This is a genomic window from Thiorhodococcus mannitoliphagus (genome assembly GCF_010915725.1).
Taxonomy (GTDB): Bacteria; Pseudomonadota; Gammaproteobacteria; order Chromatiales; family Chromatiaceae; genus Thiorhodococcus; species Thiorhodococcus mannitoliphagus.
The window spans coordinates 37,308-57,844 of sequence record NZ_JAAIJR010000006.1 but is presented as its reverse complement, the minus strand read 5'-3'; the positions used below and the strand labels follow the sequence as shown (position 1 = coordinate 57,844).

Here is a 20,537-nt window from a genome sequence, read left to right as displayed (position 1 = left end):
CTTGCTGAAGGCATGGCTGTGATCGCCGCCGAGCAAGGTCCGGCTCGGATCGCCCTGTCCGAAGTGCTGCATGAGGCCCTGTCGGAAATCGCTCTCGCGCCTGGACATCCCGTGCTGGTGATGGTTGGCGGGGCGTCGAACATCGCGCCTCGGGTCGCATCGCGTCTGCTTGCGGTGCTCGAGTGCGTGGCGCCTGTGCTGGATGACATGGGTGCCCTGGTCGTCGACGGCGGGACCGCCTTTGGCGTCATGGCGGCGATGGGGCAGGCAAGGCTCAGCTGCCGTGCGCGCTTTCCGCTTATTGGCGTCGCTGCGATCGGCACGGTCGCGCCGGACAGTCGGCCACAGCAGGCGCGTTGCGCGTGCGTCCTCGGCGCGCACGCACTTGCCGCGCAGGGCGGTGCCACTCTCGATCCCAATCACAGCCATTTTCTCTTGGTGCCCGGCGAGCGGTGGGGCGATGAGTCGCCCTGGATCCAGGCCGTCGCCCAGGCGCTTGCGCTGCGGCGAGGCTCGCTGACCCTGGTCGCCGCCGGTGGTGACATCACGCGTCTGGACGTTGCCTGCTCGCTGGCCGCGGCTCGGCCCTGCGTCGTCTTGGGCGGTTCGGGCGGGACCTCGGATCTGTTGGCCGCCTGGGTGCGCGGGGAGATCGGACCGCCTGGCCCCGAGCTGGCCGATGCCGATCACAGCTTGCTGCGGATCGTCGATTTGGACGATGCCGCGGAGACCTTGCCCTGCCTGCTGCGCGACGAGCTTGAGCGGGAGGCGGGTGCCTGATGTGGTTCGGGCGGCGCAAGGTCGTGGTGTGTGGCGCCGAGCCCTTGGCCAAGGAGGTGGCCGATAGCCTGGGTGCAGCCGGAATGGGCGTGCGCCTGCTCGGCGAGGACGCGATCCTGACGCTGAAGCCGATGCGAAACGGGATCCTGGTCCTGGCCGAGCCGGCTGAGCCAAGCCGCTTGGTTGCCGAGCTGATGCGGCGCTACGCGCGCCCGCCTGGCCGGGCGCGTCGCGCTCGGACGCGCCTGCTCGTCATGCACCGCGCCGATCCGCCGCCCGAACTTCCGGTTCCCGCTGCCGACTCTGGTCTCATCGTCGAGACCTTGGGTGTCGAGGGCCGTGCAGCGCGCGCCCTCTTGACCCGCTGGCCGTTGCACCTCGCCATGGACCCGATCTTCGGCCAGGTGCCGCACCTCCTGATCGCCGGTTTGGCCCCGCCGGCTAGAGCCTATCTGCTGCAGGCCCTGAGGTTGATCCACTATGGCGAGGGGCGCCCGCGGGTGACGGTGCTCAGCGCGAGCCCGGAACAAGACGCGGCTGCCTTCACGGCCGAGTATCCCCAAGCCCGAGCCATTGCGGACCTTGAGTTCGCGTCCCTGGATGCGCTGGACCTGAAGGATAGGCCCAAGGTGACCCTGGCGTTCGTGAGTCTTGGCGCGCCGGCCGCGCATGCCTTGTCGACCGCGCAGACCCTCGCCCGGGCCATCGAGCGGACACAGCAGGCGTCTCCGCCGATCCTGGTCGAGATTGGCGAGGCCGGGCCGACTGGGCGACTTGCGGACTGGGACGGCCAGCTGATCCCGGTTTCCTATCTCGGCGAGGTCTGCCGTCCCGAGGTCTTGCTCGAGGGTGCCGGCGATGCCGTCGCCCGCACCATCCATGAGCATTACTGCGACACCATCGCGGCCCAGGGGCGCGATCCCGGCAGCGAACCCGCCGGCAAGCCATGGGAACAGCTCGCCAGCTCCTACCGTCAGGCCAATCGCCATCAGGCCGATCACCTGCGGGCCAAGCTGGCCGTGACCGACTGCCGGGCCCTGCCAGAAGAGATGGTCGAGTCTTTCAGCTTCAGCCCGCTCGAGATCGAGCGGCTGGCGGTCATCGAGCATGAGCGCTGGGCCGCCGATCGTTATCTGAACGGCTGGAGCTTCGCGCCGGAGCGCGACAATGTCCGCAAGCACCACCCGCAGCTCATCCCCTATGCGGCGCTCTCCACGGCGATGAAGGATCTGGACAGGTTCGCGGTGCGCGGCGTCCCGACCCTGCTTGCGCGCTCGGGGCTCGGCGTCGTGCGCACGCTGATCGTCGCGCTGCCCGATCCGGCCCCGGGCACACAGCTCGATCACCAGGCCAGGGGCGCGATGCCGAGGGTGCTCGAGCGCCTGCGTCTGCGGTATCCGGACCGCGCACTGGTCTTCGCGGCGACCCTGGAGCATGCGGATGTGCGGCTGATGGTTCGGCAGGCGCTGGAGCGCGCCGAGGCCGAACTCATCTGGCTGCTGACTGGCCCCATCCCCAAGCTGCTCGATCGACAAGCGGATGAGGCCGCACGGACGGATGTGCTCGACCTGGCAGCCCTGGCCTCCCGTAGGGTCATGCTGGACGGCTCGGAGCAGCTGCAGCGATGGATCGGCGAGCGGGGCGAGATCGTCCTGCAATTGGGCAGTGAGCAGCCGCTCTCAGGTCCGTCCAAGCGGATCTCCATCTCGGCGCGGAGCGCCGCGCCGACCTGGACCTTCGAGTACTGAGCGCCATGTCGAGAGCGCGCAGCAGTCGCCCCATTCCCTCGGATGCGAGGACTGCGCCCCTCTTCTCCGGGGCGACTGGCTGGATCGAGCGGATCGGGCTGGGCGGGCTGGCCCTGGTGCGCTGTCTCGGGCTCTACGGCCTTATCCTCCTCGGCAAGGCGCGTCTCGACCTGCCCGCCTTTGCCGCGTCGCTGCGACAGGCTGGGCTCTCCATCCTCCCGGCCATCACCCTGGTCACCCTGGTGGTCGGTTTGATCCTGGGGCATCAGTCGCAGAGCATCTTGGCGCGGCTGGATCTGCCCGGACTGGTCTTGGCCTCCGGCGCCTACGCGGTGGTCATGGAGTTGGTGCCCATCTTGGTCGGTATCTTGGTCGCCGGACGGGCCGGTGTGGCGCTCGCGGTCCGTCAGGCGAGCCTTGCGGTCAGCGGTGAGATCGATGGCCTGCTGATCAATGGCATCGATCCCATCCGCTTCACCCTGGGGCCGGTGCTCCTGGCCATGCTGCTCATGAGCTTCGCCTTCACGGTTTGGGGCAGCCTGGTGACGCTCGCCACCGCTGGGCTCTGGCTCTGGGGAATGGCGGGTCTCTCCCCGGCGAGTTTGCTGGGCGCCTTTGGGCGTGCGCTGGCGCCCGGAGATCTCATCGAGGCCTTGCTCAAGCCCTTGCTCTTCTCCTTGTTGGTCGCGCTCATCGCGACCGTGAATGGGACCGCGGCCGGTCGCGATCCGGAGGGTATCAGTCAGGCCGCGACCCGGACGATGATCGGTGCGGTTGCGGCCATCTTGATCGCGGATCTCCTCATCGTGCTGTTCTTGCGGTAGTCGGCGGGAATAGGCGGTGATGCAAGCGACTCCAGGCGCCATCGCCGACGAGCCGGTGCTTGAGCTGAGTGGCGTCTATCAGCACGTCAAGGGTCAGATGGCGCTGAGCGACATCGCGCTGTCGGTGCCGCGCGGCGAGTGGCTGCTGGTTACTGGCCCCAATGGCGCGGGAAAGACCCTGCTGGCGCGTCTCCTGCTGGGGCTGGATCGCCCGTCAGCGGGTAGAATCCAACTTCTCGGTCGCGCGCTGGACGGACTCGAGGGTGACGCCCTCAAGCGGCTGCGCGCCGATGTCGGCGGGGTCTTGCAGGGCGGTTCCCTCTTGGAGAGCGCGACCGTGCTCGACAATCTTCTGCTGCCGCTGCGTGATGAGCCGCTCAGCCGCAGTGCCATGGCGCGCGCAGCCCGATTGGTGATGACATTGCTGAATCTGGACGGACTCGAGAATCAGGTGCCACGGGCACTCTCGCTGGGGCAAAGGCGCTTGGTGGAGCTGGCGCGCGCGCTGATTCGCGAGCCGAAGATCCTGGTATGGGACGGTTTTTCCGAGGGGCTGGATCTCCCCGCCATGCGCGAGACCCTGGGCGTGCTGAGCAATCTGAGCCGCAATCGCGGTCTGACGCTGGTCGCGACCGACAACCGGCCGGACATCCTGGGTGATGAGCCGCACCGCATCGCCGTGCTGGCGCGCGGGCGGCTGCTCTTCACTGGGACCGCCGATGAGCTGGAAGACGCGCGCGACACCAATCTCGCGCTGCGCGCGGCGCTGGCGGGGACCATCTGAGCATGAAGGACGGCTTTTCGGGCAAGCGGCTGGATCGGCTCTATTCGCCCCCGGAGATCGGCGCGCCAGGCAAGCGGCGCGTGCGGGCGCAGCGGCGCGACCTGCTGTTGGCGGGCGGTTTCGTGCTGGCGATGGCGGCTGTGGTCCTGGTGACCCTGGCCTTTCTGATGCCGAGTCTCTTTGGCAGGGCCTATCGGCTCAACGCCTATTTCGAGGACGCGCAGGGATTGGAGGTCGGGATGCAGATCCTCCAGGCCGGCTATGTGGTCGGCTTGGTCGAGGGCGTGCAGCCGCTCTTCCGCGTGGAGGGTGGCGCCAGCGATCCCTGCGGGATCTGGGATGAGGAGTTCGGTTTCGATCCCCCGAGACGGCCCTGTTTCCGGGCGACACTGCGGATCCAGCGTGACTGGCCGATTCCGGAGGACAGTGTCGCTCAGATCGGCTCCGAAGGTCTGCTCAAGGGCGACGCCATCAAGATCCTGCCGGGCAGATCGCCGCGACTCCTCGGCGACGGCCAGATCCTGCCGGTTCAGTGCCAAGAGCCGGACATCGTCTCCCGTCTCGGTGGGCTCTCAGATTCCGTTCGGACGCTGGTCGATGAGTCCATCGCCCCCGCGGTGCAAAGCCTCCACGCCCAGATCCGGACCATCGAGTTCCTGCTTGGCTCGGGCGATGAGCAGGGCGAGAACCGCGAGCGGCTTGCCGGTGCCTTCGAGAATCTGCAAATCCTATCGCAGCGGCTCCGTGATGCGGTCGATCCCAATGCGGTCGCCGACATTCTGTCCTCGGTGAAGACGATGTCGGATAACCTGGTGGTGATGACCTCGGAGCTGCGCGGCAGCACGGGCGATATCCAGAATGCGGTGACCAACTATGGCGATCTGGCGGCGGACGTGCGGGGATTGGTCAAGGAAAACAGGCCCGCGCTGCAGGAGTCGCTGGACGACGCACAGTATCTGCTGCAAGAACTCTCGGCGGCCCTAACGCCGATCTTGACCAACATCGAGGATGCGACTCGCGACTTGTCGGCCGTGACGCGCGAGCTGCGCAAGGATCCCAAGTCGCTTCTGAAGGATCGTGAGGTCGAGGAACGGACCCCCTGGTTTCGATGAGCGGAGGCACTTTGCAACCGAGAACAGGCCCTGAGCCGCCAGTGCTTCGAGCACTGATGACCGTCCTAGTCGTCGCCTTGGTCGGCGCCTGCGGGACTGCACCGCCGCTGCCGCGTGATCGCTACTATTCGCTCGCGCCAGATGTCCAGGCGCCAGTGGCAGGCCAGCGCGTTGCGGCGATCCTGCAGGTCAACGACCTTGCGGCACGGGGCTTCTTGGGCGGGCGGCAGATCCTCTACCGCTTCAATGATCAGCCGCTCGTCGTCGAGCGCTACGAAACCTATCTTTGGGAGGAGCCTGTCCCTCGGGCCTTTGCGGCCGTGCTGGTTAGCGCCATTCGTGATGCTGGGGTCTTTCGGCATGTGTTGATCCCGGCCGACCCCGCCAAGCCGGATCTGCTGCTCGGCGGCGAGGTCGAGCGCTTCGAGCATCGTCCAACGGACGCCCCGCCGCGGGTCTCGGCGAAGCTCAGCCTGTCGTTGGTCAGGACCGACGACCGCCGCTCGCTCTGGACGCGGCAGTACAGCGGCGACGAGCCGGTCTCCGCCGATACGCCGGACGCCATGGCGGAGGCCTTCAATCGGCTTGCCGGACGTCTCGCCGCAGAGGTTACGCGCGACCTGATCAGTTTGGGCGCCAAGCTGGGGCCGCGCACGGGATCTTGATTGGTGGTCGGTGGTCGGTGGTCGGTGGTCAGTTGTCAGTTGTCGGTTGTCAGTTGTCAGTTGTCAGTTGTCAGTTGTCAGTTATCAGAGCTTAGAAAGTGACCATCAACAACTTCCCCCCTTTCGCAAAGGGGGGCCAGGGGGGATTTCGGGCGGCATCGCTCGCATCGGGAAACAATTGATGAGCGCTTTCTTACTGGTCACTGGTCACTGGTCACTGGTCACTGGCCCCCGGTCCGCAGTTGGTCTCGATATTTGGCGGCTTCTTCGATTAGGGCGAGTCGGCTGCGTTCTCGGCCCCAGTGATCGATGAGCTTTGCATCCGTGCTCGGTGCTTCGCTCCAAAGCCGCCACAGGAGGGCTGCGTTGTTCCAGTAGCCGGCGACGATGGTGTTGCCGCTGGGGCCGAAGGTCGCGCTGGTGATGCCCCCGAGATCAGCATCCATCATGAGATAGGGCTCCAGCGGCAGCTTTCGCGCACGCCGTGGGCGCTTCCAGATGGCGAGGGTGCCGTCGCGCGAGGCGGTCATGATCCACTGTCCGTCCGGGCTGAAACTGGCCGAGGTGACGCGATTCTCATGCCCGCTGAGTTCTGCTAGCAGCTCTCCTTCGATGGACCAGAGGTGAGCCTTGGCTTCGAAGGCAGCGGTCACGAACGCCTTGGCGTCCGGAGAGAACTGCACGTCATAGAGACGTCCAGCGTTCGGGTTCACGTAGCGCGGCTTGCCGCAACGCTCGTCCTCCAGCGGGATCAATGAGGCGCGTCCGTCACGGCCCGCGGCGGCAAGCCAGCGTCCATCCGTCGAGAGGCTCAGGGCATAGATGGAGGACCGATGGACGTCCAGACTGCACAGGCTCGACCAGCGCCCATTGTCGGCCAGTCTGCTGACATGGAGTCCACCATCCGCATCGCCGATCGCCATCAGCACCCCGCCCGCGGCGGTCGGTGTCAGGGCCAGGGCTCGGGCCGCGCCATGGAGGCCGGCGAAGGCCTCCGGCAGCGCCCTGCTGGCGCACTGCTCGGCATCCCAGAGCCGGACCGGCTGCTTGGCGTCGCTGGAGGCGGTGACGAGCCAGCGCTCGTCCGGCGAGAAGGCGACCTGGTAGACATCCGGGCAGTCGCCGGCCCCTGTGTTCGCGCCAGTGTCGGCGCATGCCTTGGGGTCCGATGACACTTGGAGCCGACAGCTTTCACCGGTCGCCAGCTCCCAGAGCCTTGCTGTGCCGTCCGAGCTGGCGCTGGCGAGCCACCGATGGGACGGCGAGAAGGCGAGGTGCCGCACCCGGTCTTGATGACCGTCCAGGGTGCGCTCCTTGACGGGTGCTGCGGTCCCGCGCGCATAGCCCCAGAGGTCGATGCGGCCGTCATAGGACGCGGTCGCCACCATGAGCCTGGCGCCGTCGTCCGCGTTCGAGCCGCGATCGGCGATGGCGACGGATCTGACGTGGTCATCCTGAGGGAGTCGAAACGCGAGTCCATTCTCTGGTGTGATCGACCAAAGTCGTGCCGAGCCGTCTCGGCCCGAGGCCGTGATGATGCGCTGGCCGTCACGGGTGAAACCTGCCTTGGAGATGGCGGTGTCGTGGCTCAGGACGGCAACCGGCTTGCCCGTCTCCAGCTGCCAAAGCCGCGCGGTCTTGTCCTGAGAGACGCTCAGCACCAAGTGCTCGCCGAGATGCGGGTCGATGCGCGGGCTGATGCTGAGGTCATCGATCGCGAGATCGTGCTCGCCGAGGATCTCCGCATCGCCATCGGCGAGATCCCAGCGCACCAGTTGTCCGGTTCCGTCGCCAGCGACGATGGCGCTGCCGTCCGGGCTGAAGGCGAGCGCACGGACCGAGGATTCGTGGATCCGGACGCTGCGGTCGCCGCGTTTGATGCGTCCCAGGACGCTGAGCTGGACGCCTTGTCGGTCGAAGACGCGAATCTGCTCATCAAGGGTGGCCACGGCGATGCGCTGGCCATCCTGGCTGAAGACCGCGCGTCTTACCGGTCGGTCGAAACGGCCATCCGTCGGCAGGGTGCTCAGCTGCTCGCCATCGGCAGCGTCGAGCACCAGCACGCGCCCCGCCCTGGAGGCGACCAGGATACGCTTGCCGTCCGGACTCATGGCGAGGTTCCAGATCGCGTCTTCGGGAAAGACCTTGCGCCACTTGGTGTCGCCCGGTTTGGTCAGATCCAGGAGACAGAGCGCATCCTGTTTGGCTTCGGTTTCATAGGAGATCAGCAGGTAACGCCCCTCGGTATCCATTGCTGCATCGAAGCTTTCTGGCACGCCGCAGGGCCAGGTAGGCGGCTGGTCGGCCTTGGCCGGGAGCTGCCAGATACCAGAGATGCCCAGGCCCAGCGTCTTGGCCCCATTGCCTTGACCCGCGATGCGCAGGCTGTGGATCGGCAGCTCAGGCCCGGAGAGATCATCCTCGGGTCGGTAACGTCCGGCCGTCAGACGCCAGCGCTGGGCGCCGTGCTCGCGTGAGAAGGTGACCAGGGCCTCGCCGTCGTCACGGAAGGCGGGCGCAATCGGCTTGGCCTGCGCGCCGCCCGCTGGTTGGGCCATGGCGAGGAGCCGATTGCCCGCGATGGCGTTTGCGATGCGGTCGACGGCCGCTTCTGGAAGATAGGGGCCAGCGTCCCAGGCGAGACCCATGGCCCGCGGCGTGTTACCTCGATCGATGGCGATATCGGCCTCATGCAGCTGGCTGCGCTGGACGTTGAGCTTGGCCTCGTGGCGCGCGTCCCAGAGTGCATAGGTCGCCACGCTTGCGAAGAGGAGCAGCAGGCTGAGGGTCGATCCGATGGTCAAGCGGTTGCGTCGGCGCTCGAAGTGGATGAAGGACTTGGAGTGGTCGAGAAACTCTCGCTCCAGTGGCTCGAGTTCATCGGCGAAAGACTCGGCGAAACCTTGGGCTGCCGCGAAGCCGACCTCACCGAGCAGATACTCACGGTTGCAGTCCGTGCGTTTCCAGAGCTGGGCCTGGCGTGAGATCTGGCTGCGCAGCGCGAGCCTGCGTCGATTCTCGGGGTCCTTGAGCCAGGCTTGGATGGGCTGCCACTGCTCGATCAAGGCCGGATGGGACAGCTGAGCGGTGGGCTGGTAGTCGCCCCGCTGGGTGCTATGCGGGCGATCTGTCTCGCCGTTTCGGTCAGTCGACGGCGGGGCGTCCAAGAGGGCGTCGAGTCCTTCGGTCTTGTCCTTCAGCCGGAGGCGCGCCCACCATTCGTCCCGGGTCTGGACAAGGGCGTCCCGAAAGTAGCCGAGCAAGCCAAGTTCTGGCGTCGGGCAGGGCCTTGATCTCGCGGTGTCCTCGCGCGCCTCCGCGACGACGAGACGGGCGTCGATGAGCAGCGCCAGCAGCTCGCTGCAGCCGGGATCTCGGAGCAGGGTTGCGAGGTCCGCCGCGCGGGGCCGGGGATGCGGCCCGCCCGCGCCGTCGACACCAATGAGGGCGCGGCAGAGCCTGGGCAGCGCGGCGCGGCCGTCCGCGGTCAATGTCTCCCACAGCCTATCCGCAGTGCGCACAACGGATCCGCGGAGCCCGCCCAGGCGTCGATAATCTTGCAGCTTCAAGAGCGGTGTCTGCTCGCCTTCCTTCGTGCTCGCCAGCGCGCTTTCATAGAGATCGGTCAGTGTCTGCTCCAAGAGCGGGAGCCAATGGGGCGTGACGCTGGCATCCGCCTCCAGGGCATCGGCCAATCCGGTCTTGGTCGTGCTCCCTCGCTCTTCGTATTCGATACCGGCGACGCGGGCTGGGATCTCCAAGATCTGCCGGATCCGGCTGGGCGCGGGCGGTTCGAGTCGGTAGAAGCCCTGGGTATCCAGCGCATCCAAGGCTTGAGACATCACTTGCATCCGTGGTAGCAGATCACTCCGCACGGTGGCGATGACCCAGATGCCGTCCTGCCGGGCGAGCGCGGACATTGCCCTGAACAGCGCCTCCGCCGCGCCGGCGGCTTGTCCCTCGGCGCTGAGGAGGGGGTCGAGTGGATCCAGGATGATCGCGAGCTGAGGTCCGCTGTCTGTTCCCGTGAGGACGCCGCTGTGCTCGCGCTCCGCCTGGTCCAGCGCGGCGCGGATCTGCGCCGCTCCAACCTCCGGCTCGGTCGCCAGGAGACGCGCGAGCTGCTCGGCGTCCAGTCCCAGCTTGGACAGCGCGACACCCAGGGCCTTGGGGGCTTCCAGCGCGTGCGTCAGGGCGACGATGGGGTCCACGGCTGTCTGCAGATCGACGAGGCACCAACGGCAGCTCGAGAGGCCGGAGAAGAGGAAGGGGCGCACGAGATGGGGCAGCAGTCCGGCACGCACCAAGGAGGACTTGCCCGCGCCGCTGGGCCCGGTGATCAGGAGCGGGCCTTGTCGCTGGTTTCGCATGGCGTCGAGCTTGGCGATCAGGTCGCGCGTCTCGGTCTCGCGCCCGGTGAAGATACGCTCGTCGCTGATGTCGAAGGGCCGCCCCGCCCGGAAGGGGCTGCCGCGCCAATCGCTGGTCCCGGCCGCGAAACGGCGCTCCGCACTGATGCGGCGGTTGAGGAGCTTGCGCAGCTGGGTCTCGACCAGATCGCGAAAGGCCGCGTCGCTATCGAACTGGCGGAAGGCGCGCCGGAAGCTGCCGTCCGGATTGAAGAAATGCGCGCGGAAGAAGCCTTCGAGCCGCTCGCGATCCGAGACGGCACCGCGAATGGCTTCCGGGTTGTTGATGTCGACAAAGCGCGGGGAGGTCTTCTGATAGACCAGCACTTCTGGGGAGCCGTCGCGCGCCGAGGCCTCGATCGCATCGACGAACTCCCACTCCGTCCCGGTCATGCCGCCGTAGGGATCATCGGCCAGCGGGGTGCCGAGTCGAGTCCAGAGCATGACGATGACGATCTCGCATTCGGAAGGGCGCAGCAGCCCCGCTTGGAAGCTTCGTACCGCGGTCAGTGCCTCTTCTTCCCAGAGCACGGCCTGCAAATTGAAGTAGGGCAGATACTCTTGGGCCAGGGTGTGGATGACGTCCTTGAGGAGGGCGCGCTCGTGCTCGACATCCGACGGGGAGGAGATGAAGATCCGAACATTAGGCTCTGTCATGTCTTGGGCTCTGTCATGGCTTGTGCTGTCTGCCGGTGATGCTTGTTGTGGGCTTTGTTTGGGAGATGCCTTTAGAAAGTGTCCATCAACAACTTCCCCCCTTTCGCAAAGGGGGGCTAGGGGGGATTTCGGGCGGCATCGCTCGCAGCGGGAAATAATTGATGGGCGCTCTCTTAGCTTGAAGGCTTGCTCCTGTCCAGCACCCGGCAGCGGAGCGGACGCCGCGCCTGGCTGGGTTTCGCGAAGGCGATCGCATCCCCTGCCGACACAAAGCCGGAATCGCAGGGTACAATGCAATTTGGTTGTATCAGAGGTGATAAGTGCCTCTAGGGAGACGCGAAGTGGATGCGATTTCGGTATTCGGCCGGCTCGCGATTGGCTCGCTGGGTGTTCGCGTCGCTCTGTTTTCAAAGGCTCCAAGGGCCTAAGCATGTCGGGCCATGCATGGCCTCTGTCGGCGCGGTGGTGGATGGGCGCTCACTTGGTCATGGTGAGGCGACACGAGCGGGCGTATCACAGTCTCAGCGATGCTTTCGAACCGCGTGGCAATGGAAGAATGGCGACCCTGATTCGCGGAGGTGGCCGTCCTCATCGGCAGCTTCCCACCAATGGAGGAACCTGAAATGTTCCACCAAGAGACGGCCGATGCCGAGCATTTCGAGCAGGTCATCGTAGCGGCGGTCAGAAAGATCCTGACGCGACCTGATCAAGACGCCTTCCTGGACTGGGCGCGGACAAGCATCCCCGAGACCCTCGGGCTGATGGATGCCCATCTCGATCTGCTTGAGGTCCAGCGGCTTGCGACGCTGCTCGCGACCGTGATCTGGAACGCAACGCCTCAGCCAGCCAATGCCTTCCAGCCCGTTCCCATGGATGCCCCGGCCCCCGAGGCACCCTGCTCCTGTGGTTCGGGCCTTAGCTACGCGAGCTGCTGCGGCAATGTCGATGATATGCCGGAACTCTCCAGCGAGCTGATCTGGGAGATTCTCCTCGACGAGCTGCCGGAGGGCGCACTGCGCGAAGCGCTGGCGCTGGATGCGGTGCCAGGGCCCTTGCTTGCCAAGATCGCCGATCGCTGGCTGGATGATGACCGGCCGGGGCGCGTGGTCGCGCTCCTGGAGCCGCTCTTCGCGGGTCCGCTCGATGAGCTGAACGCCCGCTTCGAGCCAGCGCTCGACATCCTCTGCGATGCCTACGACAGACTCGACCATTGGCGCAAGAAGCGCGTCTTTCTCGACCGCGTCTGCAACGAGGGCAGCCGCGATTTGCAGGCGGCGGCTTGGCAGCGTCGCAGCACCATCCATATCGATGAAGGGGATTATGCCGAGGCCGAGAGCGCCTTCACGGCCGCATTGCGCAGTAATCCGGACAATCCCAGCACGGCCCTTCTGGAGATCACCCTGCTGGCGGCGCAGCACAAGGATTGGCTGGCGCGCGAGCGGGCGCGCTTTTGGCTCCATAAGCTGCGTCGTTTGGGCTACCGCGACGAGGGCTTCATGGACTTCCTCGAGCGGGCCGTGCTCGACCCCCAGGACGCCATGGTGAGCAGCCATGCGGACGTTCTGGATCCGGCGCTCGTGGATTTCACGGATTGGATGGCGGTGATCGCGGCGAGGCCGTTGCCACACTACGCACTGGCTGCGATCAAGGCGGCATCCAAGGCGTCCGCGCGGGTCGAGCAGCCCGATCTCTTCGACATTGACGATGCTGGCGCGGCGGCTAATGTCCGCGGTGTCCCCAAGACGAACCCGGCCGATCGACCCTCGGTCGGCTCCATGATGCCGCGGGGCCTTGCCGTGGCGCTGCGACCGCCGGCAAGGTCGCGCCAATCCGAGTCTTTTTGGCGAGCCCTCTATCCGGTCGGAAAGCCTGTATCGACGCAGTTAACACTGCAAGTCGGGGCCGATATGTGGGAGGACTCGACCTGGGTGGACTACCTGCTCGGTCATCCGGAGTTGGCGGATAGCCTGGATGTGCTCGATGATCTGGCCACGGCGCTCTACGAGCATCCGGAAAGCTCCTTGCCGTGGATTTCCCACGCCTTGCTTCGGCCGCTGCTGGATCGCGCCTGGGAGATCCTGCAGGCCGCGCTACCCGCCGATGACCCGCGTTTCCTGCCATGGTCCTGTAAGGTCAATCGGCCGGCACTGCGGCTACTGTTCCGACGCTACCTCTCGCAATCTCAAGAAGGGCAGCACGCTGACGCCATCGGGACGCTCGAGACGTTGCTGCGCCTCAATCCGCAGGATAATCATGGGGCGCGAGCCGAACTCATGAACCACTATCTGCGCGATGGCGAGGACGAGCGCGCCGTGGCCTTGGCGCAACGTTTCCCGGACGATCTGCTGGCCGATCTCGCCTACGGCGAGGTGCTGGCGCTCTATCGGCTGGGTCGTCAGGACCGCGCGCGCAGCGCGCTGAAGACGGCGATTCGACGCTTACCTCGGATTCCTCAATACTTGACGCGCAAGCGCATCAAACAGCCGCGTCTGAGCCCTCTGGGCGTGGCCCCTGGTGGAGACGACCAGGCCTGGCTGTATCGGGAGGCCATGCTGGACGTTTGGGCTGCCGAGCCAGGCATTTTGGCTTGGCTGAAGCGCTGTACGGTCAGATGATGCTCCACCGACCACAGGAGACTTAACGTGGAAGCACAGTATCGAATTATCTACTCGGGCAATCTGCTGCCTGGGCAGGAGCTTTCCGAGGTCGTACCGCGCCTCGCGAAGAAATTTCGCATGAAGGAAGAAACCGCTCGCGACCTCATTCTGAAGGGGGGCGGGCGGGTGCTGAAGCAGAATCTTGGCGCCGAGGACGCCGAGCGCTATCGGGCGGCAATGACCGCTGTCGGGCTGGTGATTACGATCGAGCCGCAGAATACGGTGGCCCCCCAGGAGGCTTCGCTATTGCGACCTTATGCCGAACCGACGGAGAAGCCCAAGCCGCTGGGGTTGGCGAAGCGCACGGAGCGCAGCGCCAAGCCGAGCCCCAAGTCCGATGGCAGTTGGTCGGTCTGTCCGAAATGCGGTGCGGCCGAGGTGTCGGATCTAACCGGTGTCTGTCAGGCCTGCGGTGTCGTGGTGGAGCGCTACTTGGAGTCACACGGCCAGTCTCAAGGGGCGGAGAGCGGCGCTCAGAATCCCTATGCACCGCCTGGGGCCGATCTGACTCCGCCTCTGCTGGAGAGCGGCGGCGAGGATAGGCTCTATCCGCCGAGAGCCGTCGAGGCGGGGCGTGGCTGGGGCTGGATCGCTGAGGCATGGGAACTGTTCAAGGATGCGCCCGGCGGTTGGATCGGTGCCCTGCTGCTCTTCTACCTCATCGTGATCCTACTCAGCATCGTGCCATTCGTTGGCAGCTTGGCGACGACCATCTTGGGACCGATGCTGACCGCTGGCCTCATCATGGGTGCGCACGCCCAGCATCAGGGTGAGGGCTTCTCTGTCAGCCGTCTCTTCGCTGGGATTTCTGAGAAGCCGGGTCCGCTCGCCTTGGTGGGTGTCGTCTACCTGCTCTTCGCGTTTCTCATCGTGATCATCATCGGTGGGCTTTTTGCCGTCATGATCGGCACGTCCGGGATGATGGCGCCTGGTGCGACCATGAATCCGTCGGACCTGGAGTCCATGGCGACAGCCCCGAGCTTCCTGCTGCCGGTCCTCTTTGCGCTGCTCTTGGGTATCCCCTTGGCCATGGCGATGTTCTTCGCCCCTGCGCTTGTCGCGCTGAACGATGTGCCCGTGCTCCAGGCATTCAAGCTGAGCTTCATGGGCTGTCTGAAGAACATCCTGCCGTTTCTGGTCTACGGCCTCGTCGCCTTGGTGCTGGTCATCGTGGCTATGCTGCCCTTGATGCTCGGCCTGCTCGTCGTGATGCCGTTGCTGACCATCGCCCTCTATACGGCGTACCGCGACATCTTCTATCGATAGTTGGCTCGCAAGCGCTCCGGGCGCTGTCGTCGTGCAGAACTCGGCGGGGTTGATCGCGCTAAGGTTTCGCGCCCTTGAGGCGCGTCATCAAGAGGCGCAGAGGCGCGGTGAGACGCCAGGAGGTGGATTGACGCAGGGCGTGGACTTCCTGGTGCGCGGACTCCAGCTCCCTCGTGCACTGTTGCAGTCGAGCATGCGCCTCGGCGAGCCGTTGGCGCAGCGCCTCGGCATCACTTTGGGCATTCCGAAGTGCGGCGGTTTGCTCCTCCAGGACCACGGCTTGGCGCTGCGCCGATTGCTCGGCCGCGATTCGACGGGAGCCTTGCCAGGCGACGAGGGCGCGCATCTCGGAGGGGCTCCAGGTCGCTTGCCATTTGGCGAAGGCGGCATCGAGCGATGGATCTACGAAAGGCGCATCGAGCGAATTCGACTGAGCAGTCGCTTGCGCCTGCCGCCTGACACGAACGCTCGAATGCGCAACGGGCAGGCATGCAGTACGACGTGAGAGCTGTACGAGAAAGTCCCACTCGTACCCATGGTCGAGCGATTCGTCGAAGCGGCATTGGCCCTCGATGAGCTTGCGGGCGATCAGAAAGCGCGAGAGTGAAACCTGGGCGCCGCCCCAAAGCTCGAATCGCTCGATCAGCTGGCCAGGGCTCGGCTGCGGAAGGTTGTCCGTGGGTGCGCCGCTAGCCTCATGCACGCTCGAATACCCGCAGCCCGTGCATCCCGAGGCGGCGAGCGCCTCCACCATGACGCTGATATGGTCCGGCTCGAGCACACTGTCGTCGGTCAAGATGGCGATGAAGTCGCCGTTGGCTGCGTCCAAGGCCTGGTTGAGCCATTGTGCTGGAGTCGGTTGGTCCTGGGTGCCCAGTTGACGGACAGGAAAGCGCTTGTCCCAGATTGGCGGCTCCCCTGGCGGCATCAAGATCTCGATGTTCGAGTAGGTTTGGATTGCAATCGAATCCAGCGTATCCGTAGGATGACCGTCTTTGCTGTCGGCGACGATGATGGAGACCAAGGGGGGCGTGGCCGCTTCCCTCGATCCGTTTTGGGTGTAGTAGATTCCCGGTCGGATCGCGCGGATCGGGTCGCGACGCAGTTCGTCCTGATCGAGTATCCGATAGGCCTCTGCGGCGCGCACCTTCGATGGCAGCGTGTAGGTGCGGTAGGCATTGAGCGCCAGGATGTGCTCGTCGTAGCGCTGCTGCGCGAGCTGGCTCGCGAAGCAGGCGATGGCGGCCTCTTTACGCTCGACCAGATCCGTGATGTCGAGGAGGCGATTTGGGTGCAGGGGAACGCCGATCTCGTACATCATCAGCCGTAAGGGCCGCGAGCAGCGACGGATGGCTTCCGCCGTTGCGAGCGCCAGTACGAAGTGATCCGGATGCATCTCCCACCAAGAGGGTGCGTAAACAAGCTCCGCTCGCTGTGCCTCGATGGCGGCGAGAATCCGGCGGATCAGCGGCTCGCCGTAAGCCAGCCCGCGATCGGGCAGCTCCCAGAATTCGAGGTTGTCGTAACCCAGCACCTTGGCGGCACAACGGCTCTCATGCTGTCGGGTCCGCGTCTGATGCGCTCGGTCCTGCGCACTGCCGAAGGCGCCGTCCGTGACGATGGCGACCTGGATTGGGTCGTTTGCTGCGACGTGCCGCATAATCGCCCCCCCGCAGCCGAGCACCTCGTCGTCGGGGTGGGGCGCTAGGATGAGGGCGCTTACGCCAGGCATGGATCTCTCGGCGGTGTACGGAACGAATTCGTGTTCGCGGATTCTCATTAGCTTTTAGGTGGTTGCTTTGATCAACTATTCGGTTTCTTGGTCTTCCGCTGAGCAAACGCGCGGGAGCGTCGCTCGCGATCCGCTGCAGGAGGGGCTGCTCGCCCATCGTTCGGGGGACCTGGAGAAAGCGATCTCAGGTTACACGAATGCCCTCAAGGCGCGGTCGAATCGCGTCATTGCATCCTTCAATCTGGGTGTCGCGCTGCTCGAATCTAGCTATTTGGCTGCCTCGATTCCGCATTTCAGGCGAGCCTACGAGCAAGATCCTGCATCCGAGACGTTCGCCTCGGCCTTGCTGTTCGATTTGGTGGAGCTGGGAAGGGTCGATGAGGCCCTCGGGTTCGTTGCGTCACTCCAGGACAACGGCCGCATCGGCGATCTCGCCGCAGGTTGGCGTCCGGCCTTGGAGCGGCTGAGCTCTGGCGGCGATGCCAGCGCAAACCCTTTCGAGCCGCCAGTCACCCTGGATGCCGCTGCTGAGCTTCCAGACCGGTCTCCTGGGGGGAGTGTGGCAACGCCGCCGCAAACTTCGATGCAGGCGGAATTTGCGCAAGCCATCAAGTGCTATCAAGCGGGTCGGTTCGCTGAGCTGGTCGATGTCCTAGAGCCACAGCTGAAGCAGCACCCCGAGTGGGGGGAAGCTTACCACTTGCTGGGCTTGAGCTGGCTTTCGCGAGGTGATTTCGTGCAAGCTGCAGCATTGCTGCACCGCGCGGCTGACTTGCTCTCTGGTCGCGCGGAGGTTTGGGACCATCTCGGCGTTGCCTTGGCGCGCAAAGGGGACTCGACAGGAGCGCGCGACGCTTTCGAGCGCTCTCTCGCCCTCGACCCGCTGCGTGCGGAGACGTGGAACAACCTGGCAGACGCGGCCAGGATGCGTGGCTGTCCCAAGGAGGCGTTCGAATGTGCGCTGCGTGCGGTCAAGCTGGCTCCAACGCTGAAGCCCGCTTCCGCCTACCTGATTCAGAGTGCATACGAGGCGGATCAGGATGCGCCCGTGCACTCGGGGGCTTTGGCTAAGGGCGATCCCTTGCTGCCAGTGGCTATCCGCGAGGCGCGTGCCTTGGCTCGCCGCGGCTCGGAGCTTGTAGCCCATGTCGTCGAACTCTTGATGCAGATTGGGCACTATGCCGAGGCGAAGGAGATTCTTGAGCGAGAGATTGGGGTTGAGCGAGATCCTCCGCCCAAGCTGCTTGCCCAGTTGGTGACAGCGCAGCGTTATCTTTGCGATTGGCGTGACTTGGATGGTCGCGAAGTGAAGCTCTGCGAGCAGGTCCGCGAGGGTAATGCGTCAATCATCTCTCCTTTTTCAGCGCTTGCGGTCCGAGGGCTTAGCGCTGCCGATCTCCAGGCGGTCGCGCGAGTTTACGGTCAGAAGTATCGAGGATGGAGCGCCCGAGCGACTGAACTCGGGGATTCGGCTCCGCCGTCCAGCGCGAGACGGCTGAAAGTCGGGTACCTGTCCAACGACTTCTTTCAGCACGCGACCGCCTATCTGACAGCGGCACTCTTCGAACATCATGATCGCGACAAGCTCGAAGTTTTCGGCTATTCAACTGGGCCTGACGATGGTAGCGCGATGCGAACGCGGTTGCGCGAAGCCATCGAGCACTTCGTGGATATTTCCAGTCTGAATCATGTGCGGGCCGCTCAGCGGATTCGCGACGATGGGATCGATGTGCTGGTCGATCTGAAGGGCTATACAAGTAATAATCGCCTCGAGATCCTTGCGTTGCGTCCCTGTCCACTGCAGGTATCGTGGCTCGCGTTTCCCGGCGGGCTGGGGGTGCCCTTCATCGACTACCTGATTGCTGATCCGTTGATCGTTCCGCCCGAGCAGGCGACCTTTTATGATGAGGCGGTCGCCTACCTGCCCGATACCTACGCGCCTGTTGATCCTCACCGCTCAATCGCCGCTCAGCCGTCGCGCGAAGATGCAGGGCTTCCTGCCGATGTCTTCGTGTTCTGTTGTTTCAACGAGCCCTACAAGATTACGCCGGACGTCTTCGATCATTGGTGTAATCTCCTCCGAGCGATTCCTCAATCCGTGCTCTGGCTCTACGCGAGCCGGGAGGGTGTCAGCGAGGGTTTGCGGCGGGAGGCGGCTGCACGCGAGATTGCGCCGGAGCGACTCATCTTCGCATCGAAGCTCCCGCAGGCAGAGCACTTGGCGAGACTTGGTCTGGCAGACCTCTTTCTGGACACGCTCCCGGTTAATGCACACACAACGGCATCAGACGCGCTATCGGCAGGTGTCCCCGTGGTGACCTGTCTGGGTGGCACCTTCGCGTCACGCGTCGCGGCAAGCTTGCTCAAAGCGTCGGGCTTGGCGGAGTTGACGGTGCAGAATCTGTCGGACTATGAAATCCTCGCACGCGATTTGGCGACTGATCCGGCGCGCTTGACTGCGATCAGGCAAAAGCTCGTCGACGCTCGCGTGAAAGCCCCTTACTTCGATATTGCTCGCTTCGCGAGGAACATTGAGGGACTGTACCAGCGGATGTGGCGCAGGCAAATCGCTGGGGAGGCACCGACAATGCTTGACCCGATTGCCTGTCAAGCCGAGCGAAGTGACATCCCTGAGCGTTCCGCAGCAAATAAAGGCGGTTGTGCGAGGACTCACTGATCACAGAACATCCCAAGCACGGCGTGCTCAAGTTGGGCGCCCTTCTTAGCGATTGCGCCTTTTTATGTGCGGGTCCTGGACGTAGGCTGCTTCCAAAATGCCCCGTCAAGTTCGAGGTCGACACGCAGTATGCGCGATTATCGTATCGAAACAGCGTCCGCCGATGACGTGCCCGAGCTGATCGATCTGTTCGAGACCGTGTTCGGCGAGCGCAGAAGGCGCGAGACATGGCAGTGGAAGTTCCATGACAGCAAGGCCTTGTTGGGAGCGTTTAACGGGGCTCGATCGCTTGTCGCGCGGGACGCGTTGGGGCAGATCGTCGCGCACGCCGGGGCAGTCACTCTGCCAGGTGTTCATCGCGGCCGAATCATCCCTTTTGTTCAGGTTTGCGACGTCATGGTGCATCCCGCGCATCGCGGTGGGATCGGGCGGGCCAATCTGTTCACGCGCTTGCTGCGAGAGCTTTTGTCCCGCGCGGAGGCGGATCTACCGGGGTCGTTTCGCTATGGCTATCCAGGGCGGGGTCCATATCTGGTGGGTGAGCGGGCCGGTGTGTACGCGCAGATCGAAGTTGCCATGGAATCGGAGGTCGTTCCTCGAAAGTCGCGTTTCCACTTGTGGCGCGTCGCGCCGTTGCGTTGGGATGATGGCCGACTCGACAATTTTTGGCGCGCTAGAAACGCCGATTTGCCCTTGAGTCTGGTGCGTGATCGCCAATATCTCCAATGGCGGTATGCTTCATGTCCGCTTCGGACCTATCAACTTCTGGGAGTCTATCGCTTCGGCCGGCTCGTGGGATGGGTCGTCGCACGGTCCGATGGGGAGCGTTTTCTGCTGATAGATATTCTCTTACCGCAGTCTCTGCTGACCAAGGCGCTGCAAGCCGTGGCCTGGCATGTGCTCGACGGAGCGGCCGGCGGGGATGCTCGTGTCTGGCTGCCTCTGGGGTGGCGCGAGTGTTTCGACGCCGAGTTTAAGCAAACCCCGGTCGTGGCCGCACATATGTGCTGGGAGAGTGAATTCGAGACGCCGTATGCGAGAAGTACTCTCTACTACACCATGGGCGATGTTGATATCTTTTGACCCCCCGCGTCCGCTCGACGGCGAGTCCCCACGCGTCGCGCTCCTCCCATCCCGGGTGGGGCACGAGTTCAGGGCTCCCGCAGACCGGCATCCGGTGTGGCGACTTTTATGTCAACTGTTGCGTTGTTGCGACAATTGACTTG

The 20,537-nt window shown here is 64.7% G+C and carries 12 protein-coding genes; 10 read left to right on the top strand and 2 right to left on the bottom strand.

Annotation, left to right across the window (positions count from 1 at the left end):
- Positions 1 to 12: 12 nt before the first annotated feature.
- From G3480_RS02795 to G3480_RS02770, 6 genes are read left to right on the top strand one after another with little or no spacing between them, the layout of a single operon-like run.
- Positions 13 to 780, top strand: a complete 768-nt coding sequence (locus tag G3480_RS02795) for a hypothetical protein (protein ID WP_164652145.1) — start codon at positions 13 to 15, stop codon at positions 778 to 780.
- Entirely contained in the window at positions 780 to 2,528 is a 1,749-nt protein-coding gene (locus tag G3480_RS02790; RefSeq protein ID WP_164652144.1) for a RyR domain-containing protein, read from the top strand. The genes G3480_RS02795 and G3480_RS02790 overlap by 1 nt, the downstream gene beginning before the upstream one ends.
- Before the next feature lie 5 nt (positions 2,529 to 2,533).
- Positions 2,534 to 3,352: an MlaE family ABC transporter permease gene (locus G3480_RS02785; protein WP_164652143.1), complete on the top strand. Its 819-nt coding sequence runs from the start codon at positions 2,534 to 2,536 to the stop codon at positions 3,350 to 3,352.
- Between the two features lie 19 nt (positions 3,353 to 3,371).
- Positions 3,372 to 4,136 carry an ATP-binding cassette domain-containing protein gene (locus G3480_RS02780; protein WP_164652142.1) on the top strand — a complete coding sequence of 255 codons (765 nt, stop codon included), beginning with the start codon at positions 3,372 to 3,374 and terminating at the stop codon, positions 4,134 to 4,136.
- Between the two features lie 2 nt (positions 4,137 to 4,138).
- Positions 4,139 to 5,248 (top strand): MlaD family protein, encoded by a 1,110-nt coding sequence (locus G3480_RS02775; protein WP_240905541.1) that lies wholly within the window; start codon positions 4,139 to 4,141, stop codon positions 5,246 to 5,248.
- A 56-nt stretch (positions 5,249 to 5,304) separates the two neighbouring features.
- A complete protein-coding gene (locus G3480_RS02770; RefSeq protein ID WP_240905540.1) occupies positions 5,305 to 5,913 on the top strand; it encodes an ABC-type transport auxiliary lipoprotein family protein in 609 nt (202 codons plus the stop codon).
- Between the two features lie 221 nt (positions 5,914 to 6,134).
- On the opposite strand, the gene G3480_RS02765 is transcribed toward G3480_RS02770, so the two are convergent.
- Positions 6,135 to 10,979 carry an nSTAND1 domain-containing NTPase gene (locus G3480_RS02765; RefSeq protein ID WP_164652140.1) on the bottom strand — a complete coding sequence of 1,615 codons (4,845 nt, stop codon included), beginning with the start codon at positions 10,977 to 10,979 and terminating at the stop codon, positions 6,135 to 6,137.
- 623 nt (positions 10,980 to 11,602) lie between these two features.
- Between G3480_RS02765 and G3480_RS02760 the strand changes: the two genes are divergently transcribed.
- Entirely contained in the window at positions 11,603 to 13,594 is a 1,992-nt protein-coding gene (locus tag G3480_RS02760; RefSeq protein ID WP_164652139.1) for a tetratricopeptide repeat protein, read from the top strand.
- 27 nt (positions 13,595 to 13,621) lie between these two features.
- Positions 13,622 to 14,902, top strand: coding sequence for a BPSS1780 family membrane protein (locus tag G3480_RS02755; RefSeq protein WP_164652138.1), 1,281 nt, complete (start codon positions 13,622 to 13,624; stop codon positions 14,900 to 14,902).
- 58 nt (positions 14,903 to 14,960) lie between these two features.
- Here the strand turns inward: G3480_RS02755 and G3480_RS02750 are convergent, their stop codons facing one another.
- The gene (locus tag G3480_RS02750) at positions 14,961 to 16,634 is read right to left on the bottom strand and encodes a PIG-L family deacetylase (protein ID WP_164652137.1); all 1,674 of its coding nucleotides are present in this window, start codon (positions 16,632 to 16,634) and stop codon (positions 14,961 to 14,963) included.
- A 67-nt stretch (positions 16,635 to 16,701) separates the two neighbouring features.
- On the opposite strand from G3480_RS02750, the gene G3480_RS02745 reads away from it, so the two are divergent.
- Both G3480_RS02745 and G3480_RS02740 read left to right on the top strand, forming a co-directional pair.
- Positions 16,702 to 19,311, top strand: coding sequence for a tetratricopeptide repeat protein (locus G3480_RS02745; RefSeq protein WP_164652136.1), 2,610 nt, complete (start codon positions 16,702 to 16,704; stop codon positions 19,309 to 19,311).
- Positions 19,312 to 19,440: 129 nt separating this feature from the next.
- Positions 19,441 to 20,394, top strand: coding sequence for a GNAT family N-acetyltransferase (locus G3480_RS02740; protein WP_164652135.1), 954 nt, complete (start codon positions 19,441 to 19,443; stop codon positions 20,392 to 20,394).
- Positions 20,395 to 20,537 lie beyond the last annotated feature (143 nt).